This window comes from Bacillus sp. FSL K6-0073 (assembly GCF_038006085.1).
In the GTDB taxonomy this organism is placed as follows: domain Bacteria; phylum Bacillota; class Bacilli; order Bacillales; family Bacillaceae_G; genus Bacillus_A; species Bacillus_A cereus.
The window spans coordinates 5,200,175-5,218,341 of the sequence record NZ_JBBOUN010000001.1; the positions used below are offsets into that span (position 1 = coordinate 5,200,175).

Sequence of the window (18,167 nt, forward strand, 5' to 3'; positions counted from 1 at the left end):
GATACCCTCTCTTTCACTTATTATATTTATTTAGCATATCCATTCGGTTGCTTTTGATGCCAATTCCACGCATGCTCAATAATTGTTTTCACATTTACATACTTAGGATCCCATCCTAGCTTCTCTTTCGCTTTCTTAGAAGAAGCAACTAAACGTGCTGGATCGCCCGCACGGCGCGGTGCTACCTCAGCAGAAATTTCATGATTTGTAACCTCACGAACTGCATCAACAATTTCTTTTACACTGAAACCATTACCATTTCCTAAGTTATAGAAATCACTCTCTCCGCCGTTCTGCAAGTCTTTAAGCCCTAAGAAATGAGCCGCTACTAAATCTTCAACATGAATATAATCACGGATACAAGTACCATCTGGTGTATTATAATCATCACCAAACATCATAATCTTCTCACGTTGACCTAAAGCCACTTGCAACACAAGAGGAATTAAATGTGTTTCTGGGCGATGATCTTCCCCAATAATACCATTTGGAGTCGCACCAGCCACGTTAAAGTATCTGAAAATCTTATAACGTAAATTAGAAGCTTGGCTATACCAATGAAGCATCTTCTCAATTGCTAACTTCGTCTCTCCATACGTATTCGTTGGATTCGTCATAGTTTCTTCAGTAATAAGATCAACATCTACCTCACCGTACGTTGCCGCAGTAGAAGAGAAAATGAACTTATCTACCTTAAACTCATCCATTACCTCTAATAAACAAAGTGCACCATACACATTGTTATTATAATATTGAAGGGGCTTTTCCATACTAACTCCAACTAAAGAATCAGCTGCAAAATGCATAACCGCCTCAATATTTTCTTGTTTAAAAACATCCCTTAAAAAGGATTTATCACGAAGGTCACCATTATAAAACTTCGCGCCTTCCGTAATTGCATCTTCATGACCAGTTTGTAAGTTATCTACCACTACTACCGATAAACCTTCGTCTACTAATTTTTTCACAGCGTGAGAACCGATGTAGCCAGCTCCGCCACAGATTAAGATTGAATTCATTTTGCCCCTACTTTCTATACATCTAGTCTTGTAAATTAAGAATCATTAACTCTAGTAGATTAAACCATAATCATTTAGCTCAAAACTCTTTATACTTCACTATCCATATAGCCACTTTTATTATTTGATTGCCATCTCCAAGAATCTGCACACATTTCTTCTAATCCACGTTTTGCCTCCCAGCCTAATTCACGCTTTGCTTTCGATGCATCAGCAAAACATACTGCCACATCACCTGGACGACGTTCTGTAATTTTATAAGGAACTTTTTTGCCCGAAACTTTTTCAAACGCTTCAACCATCTCTAGTACACTATAGCCCATGCCTGTGCCCAGGTTATAAGCATCTACTCCTGTTGTACTCAGTACTCTCTCAAGCGCCTTTACGTGACCATTTGCTAAGTCCACAACATGGATGTAATCACGGACTCCTGTTCCATCTTTCGTTGGATAGTCATTTCCGAATACGCTTAATTCTTTTAACTTACCTACTGCTACTTGCGTTACATATGGCATTAAGTTATTTGGGATTCCATTTGGATCTTCTCCGATACGCCCACTTTCGTGTGCACCAAATGGATTGAAATAGCGAAGTAATGCGATACTCCATTCTGCATCTGCAAATGCTACATCACGCATAATTTGCTCAATCATTAATTTCGTTTGACCATATGGATTTGTTGCGCTTAATGGAAACTCCTCGGTAATCGGTGACGTTTCCGGGATACCATATACAGTTGCAGATGAACTAAAGATTATCTTCTTTACATTATGTTTCTGCATTACTTCACATAGCACTAACGTGCTTGTAATGTTGTTATGATAATATGTTAATGGAATCGCTACTGACTCCCCTACAGCTTTAAATCCTGCAAAGTGAATAACTGCTTCAATTTCATTTTCTTCAAAAATTGCGTCAAGCGCTTCGCGATTTAAAATATCTTCTTTATAAAACTTAAATTGTTTTCCTGTTATTTCTTTCACTCGATTTATAGATTCTACCGAGCTATTCGAAAGATTATCCACTACTATAATTTCGTAACCGCTATTTAGTAATTCTACACATGTATGACTACCAATATATCCTGCTCCACCTGTTACAAGTATTCCCATAATTAAACCTCCAATATTATTAAACCTTAATAAAAAAGAAAATCATTTATCCTTTATTAAAACAAATGATTTTCTTCTCACAGATTTTATTTAGCTATGAAATAATTCGTTACATATTGAGCCCAAACATCATGACCTTTAGCACTTGGGAAACCAAATTCTTCTTGTAAGTACGGTAAAATAGCCTTTGTTGTTGCATCCGGCCATGCTCCCCAATGATCAATATATGTATAATTATTTTGCGTCGCAAATTGTTTTAATGCTTCAATCGATTTCGGATAATTCTTCGCACCATACACTGGATTTGATGGTTGAATCATAATCGTAGCACCCTTTGCACTAGTAGAAAGTGCTTGAACGAACTTCTGTGTATTCACAACAGAGTTTCCATTACCAGTTTTACCGTTATCAGTAATAAACGGTGGTTCAAATAAAATCACATCTGGATTCTCTTTTGCAATCTCTTTATCACGTTTATTCGTAATTAACTCTTCTGTGCTTTCACCCTTATATTCCTTTACAGTCACATTCCATAAACCTTTACCGTAAGCAGTTTCTAAATTCGCAGTTAACTTAGCTGCCCAAGCACTTTTTTCAGATGAAGAAGCTTCGTCACCAACAATAACAAGGTTTACTGCCTTTTTATCCTCAGCGGCTTTCTTTAATTTCTCTTTCACTGCATCTGGCAAGTTCTTCGCGTATGCCTCATTAAAAGATGATTTCGCATCTTGTTTTTTCTCTTCCTTTTTCTCTTCTTTCTTTGCCTTGCTATCTTTTACTTCAGCCTTTGTTTTCGTTACTTCACTCGTTTGCCCTGTTGCATTCGCAATCTTCTTATTCCAGTACAATTTACCGCTCACAATCGAAGCTACAAACAATACAAAAATAACAAGGACAAGTACTGCTTTCTTATTCATCGATTCACCTCATCTATTAATCTCACAACATATAATATTAATATAAATCCATGCAAAAATAAACCCAACTCCTTCCAAAGGAGTTGGGTTGTTACATATTACTTAGTTAATTCAAGATGCGCTTTTAATTTATTCGTTAAATCTTGTTTTGCTGCATCTGGAACATAATAGTACCAAATACCATCGGCGGCTTTGTGGCCGTCACCTGGGATTTGAATCTCTTCACTATTCTGCATGCAATCTTTATAATTCTTTTGAATATCAAACATTTGATCTTGCGTTAAACTTGTTTTTACGTTTTTCTCAATTGCTTTTAATACATCACCGTAGCTTGATAGAGACGATACACTTGCGCCCTTTTTAATTACAGCTTGAATAACTTGACGTTGGCGCATTTGACGACCGAAGTCACCGCGTGGATCTTCATAACGCATACGAGTATATTTTAAAGCTTTTTCACCATCTAAATGAATTTCACCTTTAGCAAAGTGTGTATCCCTTGATGTAAAATCTAAATCGTTATTTACATCAACGCCACCAACAGCATCCACAATATCTTTAAAACCAGCCATATTCACTTCAATGTAATGATCGACTGGTACATTAAGAAAATTCTCCGTTGTTTTTACAGCCATATCAATACCACCAAAAGCATAAGCATGGTTAATCTTATCTTTTTTACCTTTACCAATGATTTCTGTATAAGTATCACGGGGAATACTTGTAATCTTCATTGATTTTTTTTGAGGATTCAAAGTAAATAACATCAATGAATCAGATCTTGATGTTTCACTTTCTCTTTGATCTGTTCCCATTAATAAAATAGAAATAGGCTTTTTATCTGCAACATCTACTTTTTGATCACGTTTTTCAGACTTATCACGTTCTAGCGGTTTATGCACCGCATCTAAAGTATTAGACACATTAGAATAAACGCTATATGCATATGCACCACCTGCAACGATAAGAACCCCAACAATACCTAGAATCCAAAATATAATTTTCTTTTTCATATTTTATACCTTCTTTATATTCTTATAATCCATTTCATATCTTAATTTATCAGTTATCTATTAAAGTAGTCAATCTTATATTGTCAAAATTTATTTACTTCCTCTACGTACCAACATATTTTTTATAATCTGGACACAATCCATAAAATACTTATCCTTAAGTATTCCCAATGAAATAAAATAAAGAATAACACTACCTATTATAGTAAATACAGATGAAAATATCCCTTTAGGGCTAAATATTATATACGGTACTACAATTGTTATAATAGATATAAAGCAATATGATAAGTAATTCTTTGAAAACAACCTAGAATTCATACCCAATCTTCTTAAAAAGAAATAATAAACCACTAGCTTAGAGAACTCTGTTAATACAAATGTAATCGCTGCACCAACGACAAAATACTTTGTTGTCAAAATAATATTTGCAATAACATTAATAACTAAGGCTATTATCATGGCATATATGGATATATGTTCTTTGCTAGCAGAATACAAATAATATGCATAAATTGCTACCAGTGGCATTATTACTAAACATACTGATGTAATTTGTGATACTATTATAGCGCCTGAATAAGACTGCCCAAAGAGAGTTTTTATTATTAAATTTGAATATAAAATAAAACCAATGCATGCTGGTATTGAAACAATGCCTAAAAAATGTCCACTCTTATTTAAGATTTTCTGCTGTGAGCTATGGTCATCATTACTATTCAAATAACTAAGCCTTGGTAATAATACAGCAAACGCATTTGAAACAATAGCTACTAACATTGTTGTCATTTTTATACCCACATTATAAACTCCTAATTTTGCCTTTACAGCAATGGTTCCTAAGAGAACTGAATTTAATTGTAATGTAACTGTACTTATAAACGAAATGACTAATGCTAAAAGCACTGGTTTTAGGTGGTTTTTTAAAGATACTTTTCCTTTTTTCAGTTTAATAAACTTTAATAAATACCAACTGTTTAAAGAAGCCGTCAGCATAAAACTCCCCAAATTTAATACAACATATAATAGGTAATCATTTTGTTCTTTGATGAATATAAATACACAAAGAACAAAAATAATTTTCACCACAAGATCACGTGTTGTAATATACTTGAATTTTTCTATACCCACAAAAAACCATTGAAAAGTAAATAAATTAGTTAACATTGTTAATCCCGTAATAAAGAAGATGAGAAATTCACTTCTCATTTCTGTATTATTAAATAAAAACGCTCCGTATAAACACAACATAATAATTGTTAATACTAGTTGTATAATAAATAATTCTTGAAATTTCAAACTTAGTTTTTCTTTATCATTACTAACTATAGCTATTTCACGTGTTGCATATCCAATTAATCCTGTTCCCGCAAATACGGCAAAAATAGTTACTATACTAGTTGCATAATTAATAGTTCCATAGTTTCCTGGTCCTAATACTCTCGAAATATAAGGAAAAGTTATAAAAGGTATAATTAATAATACTATTTGATTTATAAAACTATAAATTGTATTTCTGGTTAAACTACTCATGATTTATGACACATCTCTCATGTTTAATATTTTCTGCACTTAGTTCTCAATTAAAGAAATTACTTTTTTCATATTTTCTCGATTAATTGTTTCAACCTCTATACTTCCTTTACTTGCCCTACATTTAAAGGAATGAATATCGCTAGTTAACTGCTTTACCCCTTCGATAATACCTTCTGTTGTGTTATCTACAATCAAACCATACTCACTTTCACCAAGTATGCTAACCGTTCCAGTCCTTGTTGACACCACTGGAACCTCTAAAAGAATTGCTTCTGCTACAACTAAGGAATACCCTTCAACTCTCGATGAAGATATAAAAAACTCACTATTTTTAATATACTTATATGGGTTTTCCGTAAAGGGAATAAATACAACATCATTTACAACACCTAAATCAGTAGCTAAATTTTTTAAATTGTTCTCTTCATAACCACTTCCGATAATTACCAACTTTGTATCTTTCAATTTCCCTTCTTTACGGAGTAATGTGTATGCTGTAATTAACCTATCAAAACCTTTTTCCTTCACCAACCGTCCCACAGAACAAATATATTTAAAATTCAATTCACATTTCTCTTCAGATAACTTTCTAATACGATCACAATCTATAAAGTTTGGAATAACAAAGCTATTTTTATGATATTCCTTAAAGTAGTTTTTGTATCCATCTTTTGATTGCTCCGAAACAAAAACCATACTGTTTACATTATTATACGTTTCAGTTTCCTTTGAATGGCTTTCAAAAAATTTTTCGGCATGATTATGCCTACTTAAATCTGTATGAATCCAGCCAATGCGTTTTGAAGATTTGATATATTTTGAAGAAGATACTATTTTTATTGGTAATCCCTCAACAAATCCTATTTCGATATCATATGTTCCTTTCACACGTGTACCTATAATTTTCCTTATATAATTTGCACTAATTTTTTCAAGTAATCTAAATAAATTAGTGACCACAATACGATTTAGAATTCTATCACTAATTTTTCTCGATTGTGCATTTATATTGAATAAACTAATATGATTCACCCTTCTGGAGAGCTGATTATCTAGTTTATTTTTACAAAATGTAAAAATTGTTATGGAATACTCTTTATTATTTGATAAGTTATTTGCAACATCTATAAGAACCCTCTCAGCTCCACCTGCTCCTAGTTGTCCAATAACAAATAAAATCTTTTTCAAGAATTTTCCTCCTATAATCCCAACATACTAAATTAATTTTCATTTTAAAAATCCCATTTTGTAATGTTTTTCTCATTTCTTTTTTCGTTAGTAATATTACCACCTAAAGTATAACTTTCATCAAACAAATGATTTTCTTACATTCCTTTTTCTGTTTAATAATGGATTTACTTGTTTTACTAATTGCTTTAGCAGAATTCCCAGCAACCATTGTATTAGATGAGATATTCTTATAAACACTTCATAACTACTTCTAAAATCTAATTTTCTTTTAATTTTTCATTTTTTCTTTAAATTTATATTAGACTTTCCCTATAAAGTTTTTTCCACCCTACTTATATTTACTAATATTACATTTTATAACCATTAATTACTTCTATAATTCTTTCTAATTTCTCCTTATTTTCATTTAACACCATCTTTTCTCCCAACAACGCCTTCCTAGCATATACAGAATTCCTATCCATTACTTCTTTAATTCCTTTTATTATTCCATCTGTATTATTTGAAACTACTAATCCAAACTCTCCGTTATTCAAAATACTAGAAGCCCCTGTATCCGTAGCAACAACTATCTTTTTTAGTACCAATGCTTCTAGAACAACTGTAGGATAGCCCTCCACCCTAGAAGATGAAACGAAAAATTCACTATTTTTAATATACTTATATGGATTTTTACTAAATGGTACAAATATAATATATTCTTCTAATTTTAACTTTCTAACAAGTTCATTTAGCTTATTTTCATCTTTTCCACTACCTATGATTAGCAGTTTAAGGTCTCCAATTTCTCCTTCCTTTTTTAATTTATAATAACTTTCAATTAAACGGTCGAATCCTTTTTCCTCACTCAATCTACCTACACTACAAATATATTTAAAATCAAATTCAATTTCCTCTTTAGATAAAGACATAATCCTTTCTATATTTAATATATTTTTTAATACATATAAATTATCTTGATTTCTAATTCCTTCGAAATACTCCAAGTAACCTACCTTAGATGTTTCCGAAACAAAAATTAATTTATTCATACTTGAATAAGTATCCAATTCATTAATTTTATTTTTAAAATACGCTCTACAATAATTAAACCTCTTCAAATCTGTATGAATCCAACCTATTTTCATTGCAGAGCTTTGTGACACAAATTTTATAGGGAATCCTTCTAAAAAAGCTACTTCAATATCAAATGATTCTTTTAAAAAAATACTAATAAACTTTCTCATTTTAGATGGACTTAAAATCTTAAGAAATTTAAGAATTAATCTTATTTTAATTTTTGATATTATATCTTGGTTAGCTAAATCTACATTAAATAATTTCACATGTCTTATTTCTTTATCTAATTGATCATCTAATATACCACTACCAATTGTAAAAATTGTTATATTATATATATTTTTTTTATTTAATGTATTTATTAAATCTATTAGTACTCTCTCTGCTCCCCCTCCACCTAAATAAGGGATTACAAATAATATATTTTTCATTGTCTTCAACCAACCTTATAGAATTAATTTCTATTTTTCGGAAACTACCTATGCAAACTATAATAAATTATTCAATAGATTACCACATCTACGTAAACTTCTATTTTCAATCTATTATTTTATATCTATTTCTTTTAAAAACTCATGAAATCGATACTCTATTTTGTCCCACTCATAATTTTCCACTGTTTGCGACAACTGTAAAATATCATATTTACAAATTTCTTTAGAGACTTTTTCTATTCCTTCAACAATACTATTAATGTCCTCATTAATCAGTATCCCATTCCTATCATTAATAATTTCTGCATTGGCTTTTGTATTAGTTCCTATACATACTATTCCATTAATAATATATTCATATGTTTTGGTAGGAGGTTGTACATCATAATAATCCGTAATGGGGACATAAGAAAAACCTACCGCAGCTTCCTTGAAAAGGTTTATTATTTCATCATGATTTTTTCTACCGTGATATTGAATATTACCCTTATTTTTAACGTTCTCTATTGCTTCCATAACTCTTTGCTGATACTTTTCCGTGTATGCAGAACCAACTACATCCAAACTAGTTTGAATTTGATTGTCGTTTTTTGTACAAAAAATATCATATGCTTTAATAACATTTTCAAGATTTCTATTTTCAAAAGTCCCTACATAAAGAAATTTTATTTTCTCTGTATTCACTTTTTTCTCCCTAATATCCACAATACGATCTGCGCCTAAGGGTAATAATGTATATTTAGATATCTGTAATTTTTTCGCCAATAAATCTGAAATAACTGTTATATGGTCAAAGAACTTCGTAGACCATTTCATAGCATTATCATAAAAATGCCTTTTCTTTTCACTGGAAAACACCGCTCCAGTTCGAATATCCATAATCCAATTTGCTTTTGAGGTGAATTTTCTCAATAACAACGGAATATATCCACAGTATTCTATTGTCCCACTAACGATAATCCAATTATATTCTTTTCTATTCTTTAAAATGAATTTAATTATCTCTATATTATATTTTAGATAATTTATTATTCTATTTTTACTAATGTTAATGTACTTAACATTAACATTTTCCGGGAGATTTACTCTCAAACGGTTATTATCAAAACATAAAATATCAACATGGACGTTATGTTTCGATAAATAATTCACCATTTTTAAATAGTCCGTATTATATCCATACTGCCCCTTTGGAATAAGTAACATTTTTTTCATATTTATATACCTCTTGAAATTCCTTACAAATTTTTAATTATACTAAAAGGTAGCAATGAATTATTTTTGCTACCTTTTAGTATAAAAATCATGATTAAATTTCTAAAATCCCTATATTTGATGCGGGCGATTATTTGTTAAATTAATTTTGACTATCAAATAAGATAACCAAAACACAGGAACAATTTCCCAATATAGTATATTGTCAACCATAAATAATATTGTAGTGACTAAAAAGAATCCAATTGTTTCTTTGCTAATCTTAAATAAATTATAGAAAATAAGACAATAGATTATTAAGAATAATCCTCCTCCTATAATTCCATAATCAAGAAATTCATTTAAAAATACATTGTGTGCACCTTGGAAATAAATATTTATTTTGTATAAATACCAGTTATCTATTACACCATTAGGATGTTGTCTTAGTAAATCCAATGCACCTTCCCAAATATACTTCCTAGATCCCCAGCTACTTAAATCCCGCACGTCTGCAGTATAATTAAATACTATGAAACTACATATAATTGCTCCTAAAATCGTAACAAGAACAATAAGGTATCTAAAATATTTATTAATTTTTTTATACTCAATAAATGTTACCATTAATACAACCATCGCTCCAAGGGACATTATTGAATTTGTCAAAACAACGTTAATAGCTAATATTATTATCCCTATCCAACGTATTTTTACATCTAGATGAGAATTAGTTTTAAGTATAAACATTCCTGTTAAACAATAAAATGCATATTTCGTTTTTTGCGAAAAAACTGATTGAAATCTAACCTCACTAAAATAGTGCATCATTGTATTTTCGTCAAAAACAGTAAAATATGGTGAACTGAATCTGATGCCCAGCCCATAGATTCCTTTTATATATAGAAAAATACCTATTAATCCCATAGCTATAAATGAATAACTCACCATCTTAGACAATTTCATAGAAAAATCATCCGTCCATGAGAAGGTAGTAAGCATAAGTATAAAAGTAAATATATATAAATTATCAAAAAACACCTTATATATTGACTTATTTTCTAATCCTATGTATAAACCTATAAAAAAGGTAAATAACATATATGTTATTAGAAATAATATCAGAGTCAATTCCCTTTTGGGTAAATTAACTCTTAAACTTCCTACCTTTAATAAATTTAACAAAGTATATGCAATATACATAAAGCATAATATACCAGAAGGGTATATATATGTGTTATTAAATCTATTACCTACTATAAAGAAAAACGAGGATAAAAACACACCGTATATAATTAATTTATTCATTACTATATCCTATCCATTTTATTTTCCTTGAACTATTTTAATTGCGTATAAATTATACTCATATTGTTTCCTTGTTAAAAACAATCAATAATTCTACTTTATAAACGATTTTCAAAGTGAAAAATCTTTTTCATTATTCCTTATCTAATAGTTAACCATATACTTCAGTAATACACCTTTATTTCTAAATACATTATTCTGTTTCTAACAACAAAATTACCATTACTATTTAATATAAATATCCATTTGTTTTAAAAAACCTAATAATGTAACTACTTGATCTTTTTCGAGAGTATTTCCTTCTCTAAATAAAAACTTACAATCTTTTCTTAGGCTTTCTTCAGTTAATAAGTTAATATTTTCATTATATTTTTCCTCATAAAAATCTCTTAGATTTTTATTATTTTGATACCAATAATCCATCGGATGCATATGTTTTTTTGAACTTAACTTTAAGCCTAATTTATTCTTAATTAATTTTACTGCCGCCGCCGGAACGCTCGTCCATGGAACTGGTATGCCTTGAACTGTAATCGTCTTTCGATTAATTTTCCCTTTTACCTTTTCATAAATGAAATCTGCTGCTTCAGGATAAAACTTATTTATCCACTCAATGTAAATCTTATGTCCGCTTCTATACTCTAATGGTAAAGATAAACAAAAATCTAGAAAATCTACATCTAAAAATGGCGATGTTGTTTCTGTATAGAGAAACATAGGTTTTAGTCCTATATTTACTCCTGTAAAACCTCTATTATAAAATTTAAATATCTCTTGATCCTCTAAATGTACAGCTTTCTCTTCAGTGTATTGAACCCTATCCAGCAGTTTAGTAGAATACGCTCCAGATCCAGGTTTGAAATTTTGTTTCCTTCCCTGATCATAAAAAGTACCAATTATTACATCCCCAAGTTGTCCTGTATGAACAAGTCCATATTCTTTTAAATTAAGATTACTAAGCATACTAAGTGTATGAGAAATGGTACATGACTGGCTTCTAGCACCGGATATCTTAACTGATTCATCAAAATACTTGTAAAGATATGTACCATTATCTAAAGCTTTAAACATCCATTCACTTTTTAGCGTATCAGTAATTTCTTTGGGCACCGTCTCGTCTAAATAATCAGTTTGTGAAAACGTGTAATTCAACATATTGGTGTATCCCATATTATGCCCCACCCAAGCAGTCATTCGAGAATCTAAGCCACCACTTAGAGCAACTAGATGTTTATATCCATATTCCAAATCTTTCTCAAAAACTCTTTTCACAGCATTTCTAAACAAAGTATCCAGCCTAGCTAAAGCCTCTTCTTTTGAAATACTAATAGGAGTATTATCTATGGCATAATAACACTCCTTTTCGATAGTACCATTAGAATATTGTATATAGTGCCCTGGTGTTAACCTATATACATCTTCAAATAACGTTTCATTACATAGTACATGAGAATGTACCATTAAACTATAAGCTGCATTATTATTAATCTTAAACTGTCTACTTGTTTGTTCATGAACCATCTTTATAAGAGATTTAAAATCAGTTGAGAAATAGAAAACTTGGCTTTCCTTACATAGGTAATAAAAAACTTCCTTATCACCAATATGATTTGTAAATACGTTTAATTTATTCGTCTCCTTATCCCAAAAAACTCCTGCAAAAGTCCCCCTGAATTGTCGGAAGAAAGTTTCAGAATCTTCAATTGACATCTTTTTAATTAAGTTTAATATTTTATTTTCACTAACATCATACTTTTCACATAAATCATGCTTGTTTAAAACTACTCCATCAATGGCAATAAGATTCTTCTGATCACTATAAAAAGCTTTATCGAAACTAAACTTATTCACAGCATTCCTAAAAATTTTCCCATATATTCCAGAACCCTGAAGTTCAATTTCTTCTTGTATTAAATCATTGCTTTTATCTACAATTTCATACATATCCAGCTCATTATTTAAAACACTTTTATTATTTGAAATAAAACCAAAGAATCCTGGCATCATTTTCAACTCACTTTAATCAAAATTTTATTTATATTTTTTTTTTACAATATCTTCATACAAACCACACATCTTATCTAATGAGTTGTAGACATTATATTTTGTACGTATTTTTTCTGCATTATTTTCGCCTATTTTTTCTATATGTGACTTATTATTTAACAAATAAATAATATTATTAGCCAATGTGCTTACATCTCCCGGTTTTATCACAAATCCATTATCTTCTTCTACAACAGAAGCTATAGAACCAACATCGGTAGATATAACAGGTAAACCGTAACTCATTGCTTCTAATATAGACATTGGCATGCCTTCATTATAGGATGGTAGTACATAAATGGCACTTTTTCGATAAATTTCTTCTATCTTAGTCTCATCTGATATCCAACCTGGAACAACAAACAAATCTTCTAATTCCATTTCAGCAATTTTCTTTTTGACCTTATCGATTTCTCCATCACCGGCTAAAACAAATTTATATTTGTTATCTATTTTTCCTTTTAATTTAGCGCCTACCTCAATCAAATCATATGTACCTTTTCTTTGAGAAAGCACTCCCATTGTTGTGATATAAACCGCATCCTGGGAATTGCTGCTGACGTTTTTCGGAAAAACTGCATTATCTAAAGAAACCACTTTCGCTGTACTAATTGATTTATAGTATTCTTTCCACTGCTCTCCTAAAGCTAATATCACGGTTACCTTGTTTAATGTATCCACAATATCTTTCTTTCTTTTATCCGAACTCTCATTATAAAAATCTTTAAATTGAGAGCCATGCATATGTAATACAATTGGAATACCATTCTTATGCAACATCTTTATAATTTTACTTTTTCGAATAAAACTTCCTCTATACGACATATGAATATGAGCTATATCATATTTCCTTTTTAGTATATTAAGTTTAAAGAACAACTTTACATATTGAATTATAAAATAAACTATATTTACAAAATGATTACTACCATAATAAGTTGGAAAATATTCTAAATCAGTTTTCTCATTAAGGCCCGCTTGTATATAGTTCTTTACCACTCTGGTAATCCCACCTGTTACACGTATGTGAGATCCAATCATGATAACTTTCATTCGCTCACCTATTTCTATATATTTTTAGTTATATGCATCATAGAGTCTTTTTTAAAAACGTCTCAAGTATATCAATAATATTACTAGTATTAGATTGATATTTTTTGAAATTCATTTCTTTCACAACATCTAATGATTTTTCTAGTTCTTTAACATCTGAAATTCCATATATTAAGTTTGAATTTGTGAATTGCTCAATTATTTCAAATTGGTGATTGTCTACATGTTCACCATATTCTACAGTTCGAGGAACACCTATTACTTTCTTTTCTTGTTTTACCCCGTTTATAATAGAACCTGTTCCTCCATGAGTAATCACTATTTCACTTTTAAACATTAAATCCAAAAATTCTTCTTTATTTAAAAATTTCTTGTATGAGTAATAACGTGGTTCGTATGTTGAATAACCAATTTGAGCAAACACTTCATCTGGTTTTATTTTTTTTTCTTCAACTAAACGATCAACTTCTTCTAACAATCTATTAAATTGGAATTTTTGGGAACCTACTGTTACAAAAATCAATATATTCCGCCTCCATAAGTTGCATCTGGATAAAATTGTTTCATATCTTCCCATTGCACTAAGAATAAATCTGCATACTTATACATCAATTTACCTGTAATAGTCGGTGAAGTGATTTTAGAGAAGGATTCTATAAAAATTAATTTCTTCTTAAACAACTTAGCTAATAAACACATGGGCACTGTTGCTAATGCTCCAGTAGAGATAACAACATCCGGTTTCTCTTTCAATAAAATAAATATAGACTGAAAAACTAAAATAATAAATTTAAAAAAGAAGGAGAATTCCCTTCTATTAATTTGAATGACATCATAAGACTTAATGCCTTTTGAATTAAATTGGTAATTTGTCTTCTCTGTCAAAATAAAACTATCATGATCTTTCATCATTGGATGTAGCATCATTAATTGCTCTAGATGTCCCCCTGATGAAGCAGCAAAACATATTTTCAATATTCCCCCTCCTTCATATACCTTATATAATTACTACTAACTTTTTTACAAATCTCTAGTTAAAAATTACAATTTAAACTAAACCCTTACACTGCTTCTTTTAATAGCTTCTCTTCCTACTGAAAAATAGTTTATATCACTATTCTTCACAGCTTCAATTCCAAAACAATTTCTGCCATCATATATATTTGGATCTTTCATTTCTATTCCAAATTTTTCTAATGGTATGGATTTAATTTCATCCCATTCTGTTAAAATAAATACAATTTCTGTATCTTTAATCGCTTCTATTACTTCATTCACATATTCTATTGTACTAGGTAAGATTTTCTTTGCATTATCAATTGCTATTGGATCATAAGCTTTTACATGTGCACCCATTTCTATAAGTTCTGGGATAATAACTAATGAAGCTGCTTCTCGCATATCATCTGTATTAGGCTTAAAAGTTAGTCCTAATATACCTACTTTTTTTCCTTCTAATGTCCCAAAATCCTTTATAGCCTGATCAAGTAACTTCCTTTGTTGCTTATTGTTAAATTGAATAACCGAACTTAACAAGCTAAAATCATAGTCTACATTTTCTGCGATTTTTTTAAGTGCCTTTGTATCTTTTGGGAAACAAGAGCCCCCATAACCAATTCCAGCTTTTAAGAATTGATTACCAACACGGCTATCTAATCCCATTCCAAGGGCTACCTTCTCTACATCAGCACCTACTTTTTCACATACGTTAGCAATTTCATTAATAAAACTAATTTTTGTAGCTAAAAATGCATTAGAGGCGTATTTAATCATTTCAGCACTACAAATATCGGTTTCATATATAGGAATACCAAAAGGTTTATTAACCTTACGCATTACTTCTAATGCTTCATCACATTCAGCACCAATTACAATACGATCACCGTTGAATATATCATAAACGGCAGATCCTTCTCGAAGGAACTCTGGATTTGATACTACCTCAATTTTAATACCTTCCACTAATAACTCTTTTAATCTACCTTTAATATAATGATTAGTTCCTACAGGTACTGTACTTTTTGTTACTACTATAATATCTCGTTTTACATTTTGAGCAATTTGTTCTATAACTTGATTAACATAAGTTAAGTTTGCTGTTCCATCTTCATTTTCAGGAGTACCTACCGCTATATAAATGACTTGAGCTTCCTTAAATGCTGTTAGATGGTCTGTAGTAAAATTTAAGCGTCCAGCCTCGATGTTTTTCAGCATTAACTCATCTAAACCAGGCTCATAAATTGGTGATTGCCCATCTTGCATTTTCTCCACTTTTTTTTCATCCATATCAATACAAGTAACACTATGTCCTACTTCTGATAAACCTACACCTGTCACTAGACCTACGTATCCAGTCCCTACTACCGCTATATTCATATTAAAAATCTCCCTTGCAGACATTTTATACTTAAATACAAGTTAGTGTACCAACTACCACTTTTTAAATCTGATCTATTAATTGAACTATTCATCAATAGGCATCTTTTGAACCAACTAAAACTAATACCGTCTTTAATATTAACTTACAATCAAACCTAATATTACGCTTTTTAATATAAGTTAAATCTAATTCCACCATCTCTGCAAAACCAACACTATTTCTCTCTGTAACTTGCCATAGTCCTGTACAACCTGGTGTAACAAGCAATCTCTGTTTATCATACAAAGTATATTCTTTTACCTCTCTTGGAAGCGGTGGACGCGGTCCAACTAAACTCATTTCACCTTTTAGTACATTTAATAATTGTGGTAATTCATCGATACTCGTTTTCCGAATAAACTTGCCAATTTTCGTGACACGGGGGTCTTCTTTCATTTTAAACATTGCCCCTGATACTTCATTATGTTCTAATAAATCCTTTAATCGCTCTTCTGCATCTGTCACCATGGAACGAAATTTATACATTCCAAACTCCTTTTCATTTTTCCCAACACGAACCTGCTTAAAAAGAATGGAACCCTTAGGATCTTCTAACTTAATAAGTAACGCTATAACAAGGAAAACAGGAAAAAGAAAAATAAGACCGCATAATGAACCTAATATATCTATTACACGCTTCATAAATAAATAAAACACACTCTGATTTATCTCTTCAGCAACAAGCATTCTTTGTTCTTTTACAACTCCACTTGATACTTTAGTTAAGGCCAATGCCTTTTCACCTCACTTTAAATATGTACATTTTCTTTTTTTACAAGTTCATTCATATAACTTATTAAATCTTCCCTTAAGGATTCATGTTGAAGTGCCATCTCAATTGTCGTCTTAATAAATCCAAACTTCTCCCCAACATCATAACGAATCCCCTCAAAGTCATAAGCAAACACACGCTGAATTTCATTTAATCGTTGAATCGCATCTGTTAATTGAATTTCGCCGCCTGCACCTGTTTGTTGATTCTCTAGAAACATAAAAATTTCTGGTGTTAATACGTAACGACCCATAATAGCTAAGTTTGATGGTGCTGTTCCTTGCTCTGGCTTCTCTACAAATTGACGTACTTGATAACGTCGATCATTTTGTTCAACTGGATCGATAATACCGTAACGATGCGTTTCATTTTCTGGTACTGTTTGTACACCTATAACAGATGATTGTGTTCCTTCATATTGATCCATTAATTGACGCAAACATGGCGTTTCTGCTTGCACAATATCATCACCAAGTAATACCGCAAATGGTTCATTTCCAATAAATTTACGTGCACACCATACTGCATGCCCTAAACCCTTCGGTTCTTTTTGTCTTATGTAATGAATGTTAATTTTTGAAGAAGCTTGTACTTTTTCAAGCATTTCATACTTCCCTTTTTCTAAAAGGTTTTGTTCTAGTTCAAATGAATGATCAAAATGATCTTCAATGGCACGTTTACCTTTTCCAGTAACAATAATAATATCTTCAATTCCTGATTCAATCGCTTCTTCTATTATGTATTGAATTGTTGGTTTATCAACGATCGGTAACATTTCTTTCGGCATCGCTTTCGTTGCTGGTAAAAATCTTGTCCCCAGTCCAGCAGCTGGAATAATTGCTTTTCTTACTTTTTTCAATTATACTCCCCCTATAAATCTATTTATTTGTATGTAACAATAACAAAAAACCCTACCTATAGAGTCATTTTTATAACTCCATAGGTAGAGTTTCTATTACAAATAAATTATGGGCATCTAACCCATCCTCACGCCATACTCCCGACGACAAGCGTCTAAGGTAGGCATGAAATAAAATTTCTACCCACAGCACGACCGAGTGCCCCCGTTGATAACGGTTAGGAGACATCACCAA

16 protein-coding genes are annotated in these 18,167 nt (G+C 30.9%); all 16 read right to left on the bottom strand.

Annotated elements, in window-relative coordinates:
• Positions 1-26: 26 nt before the first annotated feature.
• The 16 genes from galE (MHB52_RS26975) to bpsC all read right to left on the bottom strand — a co-directional run bounded on the left by galE (MHB52_RS26975) (position 27) and on the right by bpsC (position 17,932).
• Positions 27-1,019, bottom strand: a complete 993-nt coding sequence (gene galE, locus MHB52_RS26975; RefSeq protein WP_061663011.1) for a UDP-glucose 4-epimerase GalE — start codon at positions 1,017-1,019, stop codon at positions 27-29.
• 89 nt (positions 1,020-1,108) lie between these two features.
• Positions 1,109-2,131 (bottom strand): UDP-glucose 4-epimerase GalE, encoded by a 1,023-nt coding sequence (gene galE, locus MHB52_RS26980; protein WP_193533292.1) that lies wholly within the window; start codon positions 2,129-2,131, stop codon positions 1,109-1,111.
• 86 nt (positions 2,132-2,217) lie between these two features.
• Entirely contained in the window at positions 2,218-3,048 is an 831-nt protein-coding gene (locus MHB52_RS26985; protein WP_048538365.1) for an SGNH/GDSL hydrolase family protein, read from the bottom strand.
• A gap of 98 nt (positions 3,049-3,146) precedes the next feature.
• Positions 3,147-4,061 carry a polyisoprenyl-teichoic acid--peptidoglycan teichoic acid transferase TagU gene (gene tagU, locus MHB52_RS26990; protein ID WP_000726823.1) on the bottom strand — a complete coding sequence of 305 codons (915 nt, stop codon included), beginning with the start codon at positions 4,059-4,061 and terminating at the stop codon, positions 3,147-3,149.
• Positions 4,062-4,151: 90 nt separating this feature from the next.
• The gene (locus MHB52_RS26995) at positions 4,152-5,594 is read right to left on the bottom strand and encodes a flippase (protein ID WP_061663321.1); all 1,443 of its coding nucleotides are present in this window, start codon (positions 5,592-5,594) and stop codon (positions 4,152-4,154) included.
• A gap of 39 nt (positions 5,595-5,633) precedes the next feature.
• Positions 5,634-6,785, bottom strand: a complete 1,152-nt coding sequence (locus MHB52_RS27000) for a glycosyltransferase (protein WP_061663322.1) — start codon at positions 6,783-6,785, stop codon at positions 5,634-5,636.
• 350 nt (positions 6,786-7,135) lie between these two features.
• On the bottom strand, positions 7,136-8,278 hold the full coding sequence (locus tag MHB52_RS27005; protein WP_063264076.1) for a glycosyltransferase: 1,143 nt from the start codon (positions 8,276-8,278) through the stop codon (positions 7,136-7,138).
• Between the two features lie 114 nt (positions 8,279-8,392).
• Positions 8,393-9,496, bottom strand: a complete 1,104-nt coding sequence (locus MHB52_RS27010) for a glycosyltransferase (RefSeq protein ID WP_048538361.1) — start codon at positions 9,494-9,496, stop codon at positions 8,393-8,395.
• A gap of 111 nt (positions 9,497-9,607) precedes the next feature.
• Positions 9,608-10,783 (bottom strand): O-antigen ligase family protein, encoded by a 1,176-nt coding sequence (locus MHB52_RS27015; RefSeq protein WP_080451685.1) that lies wholly within the window; start codon positions 10,781-10,783, stop codon positions 9,608-9,610.
• Between the two features lie 225 nt (positions 10,784-11,008).
• Positions 11,009-12,790, bottom strand: coding sequence for a hypothetical protein (locus MHB52_RS27020; protein WP_061664352.1), 1,782 nt, complete (start codon positions 12,788-12,790; stop codon positions 11,009-11,011).
• Positions 12,791-12,814: 24 nt separating this feature from the next.
• Positions 12,815-13,882, bottom strand: a complete 1,068-nt coding sequence (locus MHB52_RS27025) for a glycosyltransferase family 4 protein (RefSeq protein WP_061664353.1) — start codon at positions 13,880-13,882, stop codon at positions 12,815-12,817.
• A gap of 37 nt (positions 13,883-13,919) precedes the next feature.
• On the bottom strand, positions 13,920-14,405 hold the full coding sequence (pssE, locus tag MHB52_RS27030) for a PssE/Cps14G family polysaccharide biosynthesis glycosyltransferase (RefSeq protein WP_000578429.1): 486 nt from the start codon (positions 14,403-14,405) through the stop codon (positions 13,920-13,922).
• Positions 14,402-14,857, bottom strand: coding sequence for a PssD/Cps14F family polysaccharide biosynthesis glycosyltransferase (pssD, locus tag MHB52_RS27035; RefSeq protein ID WP_000686464.1), 456 nt, complete (start codon positions 14,855-14,857; stop codon positions 14,402-14,404). Before pssD ends, pssE begins: the two co-directional genes overlap by 4 nt.
• Before the next feature lie 78 nt (positions 14,858-14,935).
• The gene (locus tag MHB52_RS27040; protein WP_001017619.1) at positions 14,936-16,258 is read right to left on the bottom strand and encodes a UDP-glucose dehydrogenase family protein; all 1,323 of its coding nucleotides are present in this window, start codon (positions 16,256-16,258) and stop codon (positions 14,936-14,938) included.
• Between the two features lie 94 nt (positions 16,259-16,352).
• Positions 16,353-17,033, bottom strand: a complete 681-nt coding sequence (locus MHB52_RS27045; protein WP_017656716.1) for a sugar transferase — start codon at positions 17,031-17,033, stop codon at positions 16,353-16,355.
• A gap of 17 nt (positions 17,034-17,050) precedes the next feature.
• Positions 17,051-17,932, bottom strand: coding sequence for a UTP--glucose-1-phosphate uridylyltransferase BpsC (bpsC, locus tag MHB52_RS27050; protein WP_048538356.1), 882 nt, complete (start codon positions 17,930-17,932; stop codon positions 17,051-17,053).
• Between the last annotated feature and the right edge of the window lie 235 nt (positions 17,933-18,167).

Excerpts from the sequence above, each read along its gene's own strand:
- MHB52_RS27010 (WP_048538361.1), bottom strand. The coding sequence starts at position 9,496 with ATGAAAAAAATGTTACTTATTCCAAAGGGGCAGTATGGATATAATACG.
- galE (WP_193533292.1), bottom strand. The coding sequence starts at position 2,131 with ATGGGAATACTTGTAACAGGTGGAGCAGGATATATTGGTAGTCATACA.
- MHB52_RS27005 (WP_063264076.1), bottom strand. The coding sequence starts at position 8,278 with ATGAAAAATATATTATTTGTAATCCCTTATTTAGGTGGAGGGGGAGCA.
- MHB52_RS26995 (WP_061663321.1), bottom strand. The coding sequence starts at position 5,594 with ATGAGTAGTTTAACCAGAAATACAATTTATAGTTTTATAAATCAAATA.
- MHB52_RS27015 (WP_080451685.1), bottom strand. The coding sequence starts at position 10,783 with ATGAATAAATTAATTATATACGGTGTGTTTTTATCCTCGTTTTTCTTT.
- MHB52_RS26985 (WP_048538365.1), bottom strand. The coding sequence starts at position 3,048 with ATGAATAAGAAAGCAGTACTTGTCCTTGTTATTTTTGTATTGTTTGTA.
- MHB52_RS27020 (WP_061664352.1), bottom strand. The coding sequence starts at position 12,790 with ATGATGCCAGGATTCTTTGGTTTTATTTCAAATAATAAAAGTGTTTTA.
- MHB52_RS27025 (WP_061664353.1), bottom strand. The coding sequence starts at position 13,882 with ATGAAAGTTATCATGATTGGATCTCACATACGTGTAACAGGTGGGATT.
- galE (WP_061663011.1), bottom strand. The coding sequence starts at position 1,019 with ATGAATTCAATCTTAATCTGTGGCGGAGCTGGCTACATCGGTTCTCAC.
- MHB52_RS27040 (WP_001017619.1), bottom strand. The coding sequence starts at position 16,258 with ATGAATATAGCGGTAGTAGGGACTGGATACGTAGGTCTAGTGACAGGT.
- tagU (WP_000726823.1), bottom strand. The coding sequence starts at position 4,061 with ATGAAAAAGAAAATTATATTTTGGATTCTAGGTATTGTTGGGGTTCTT.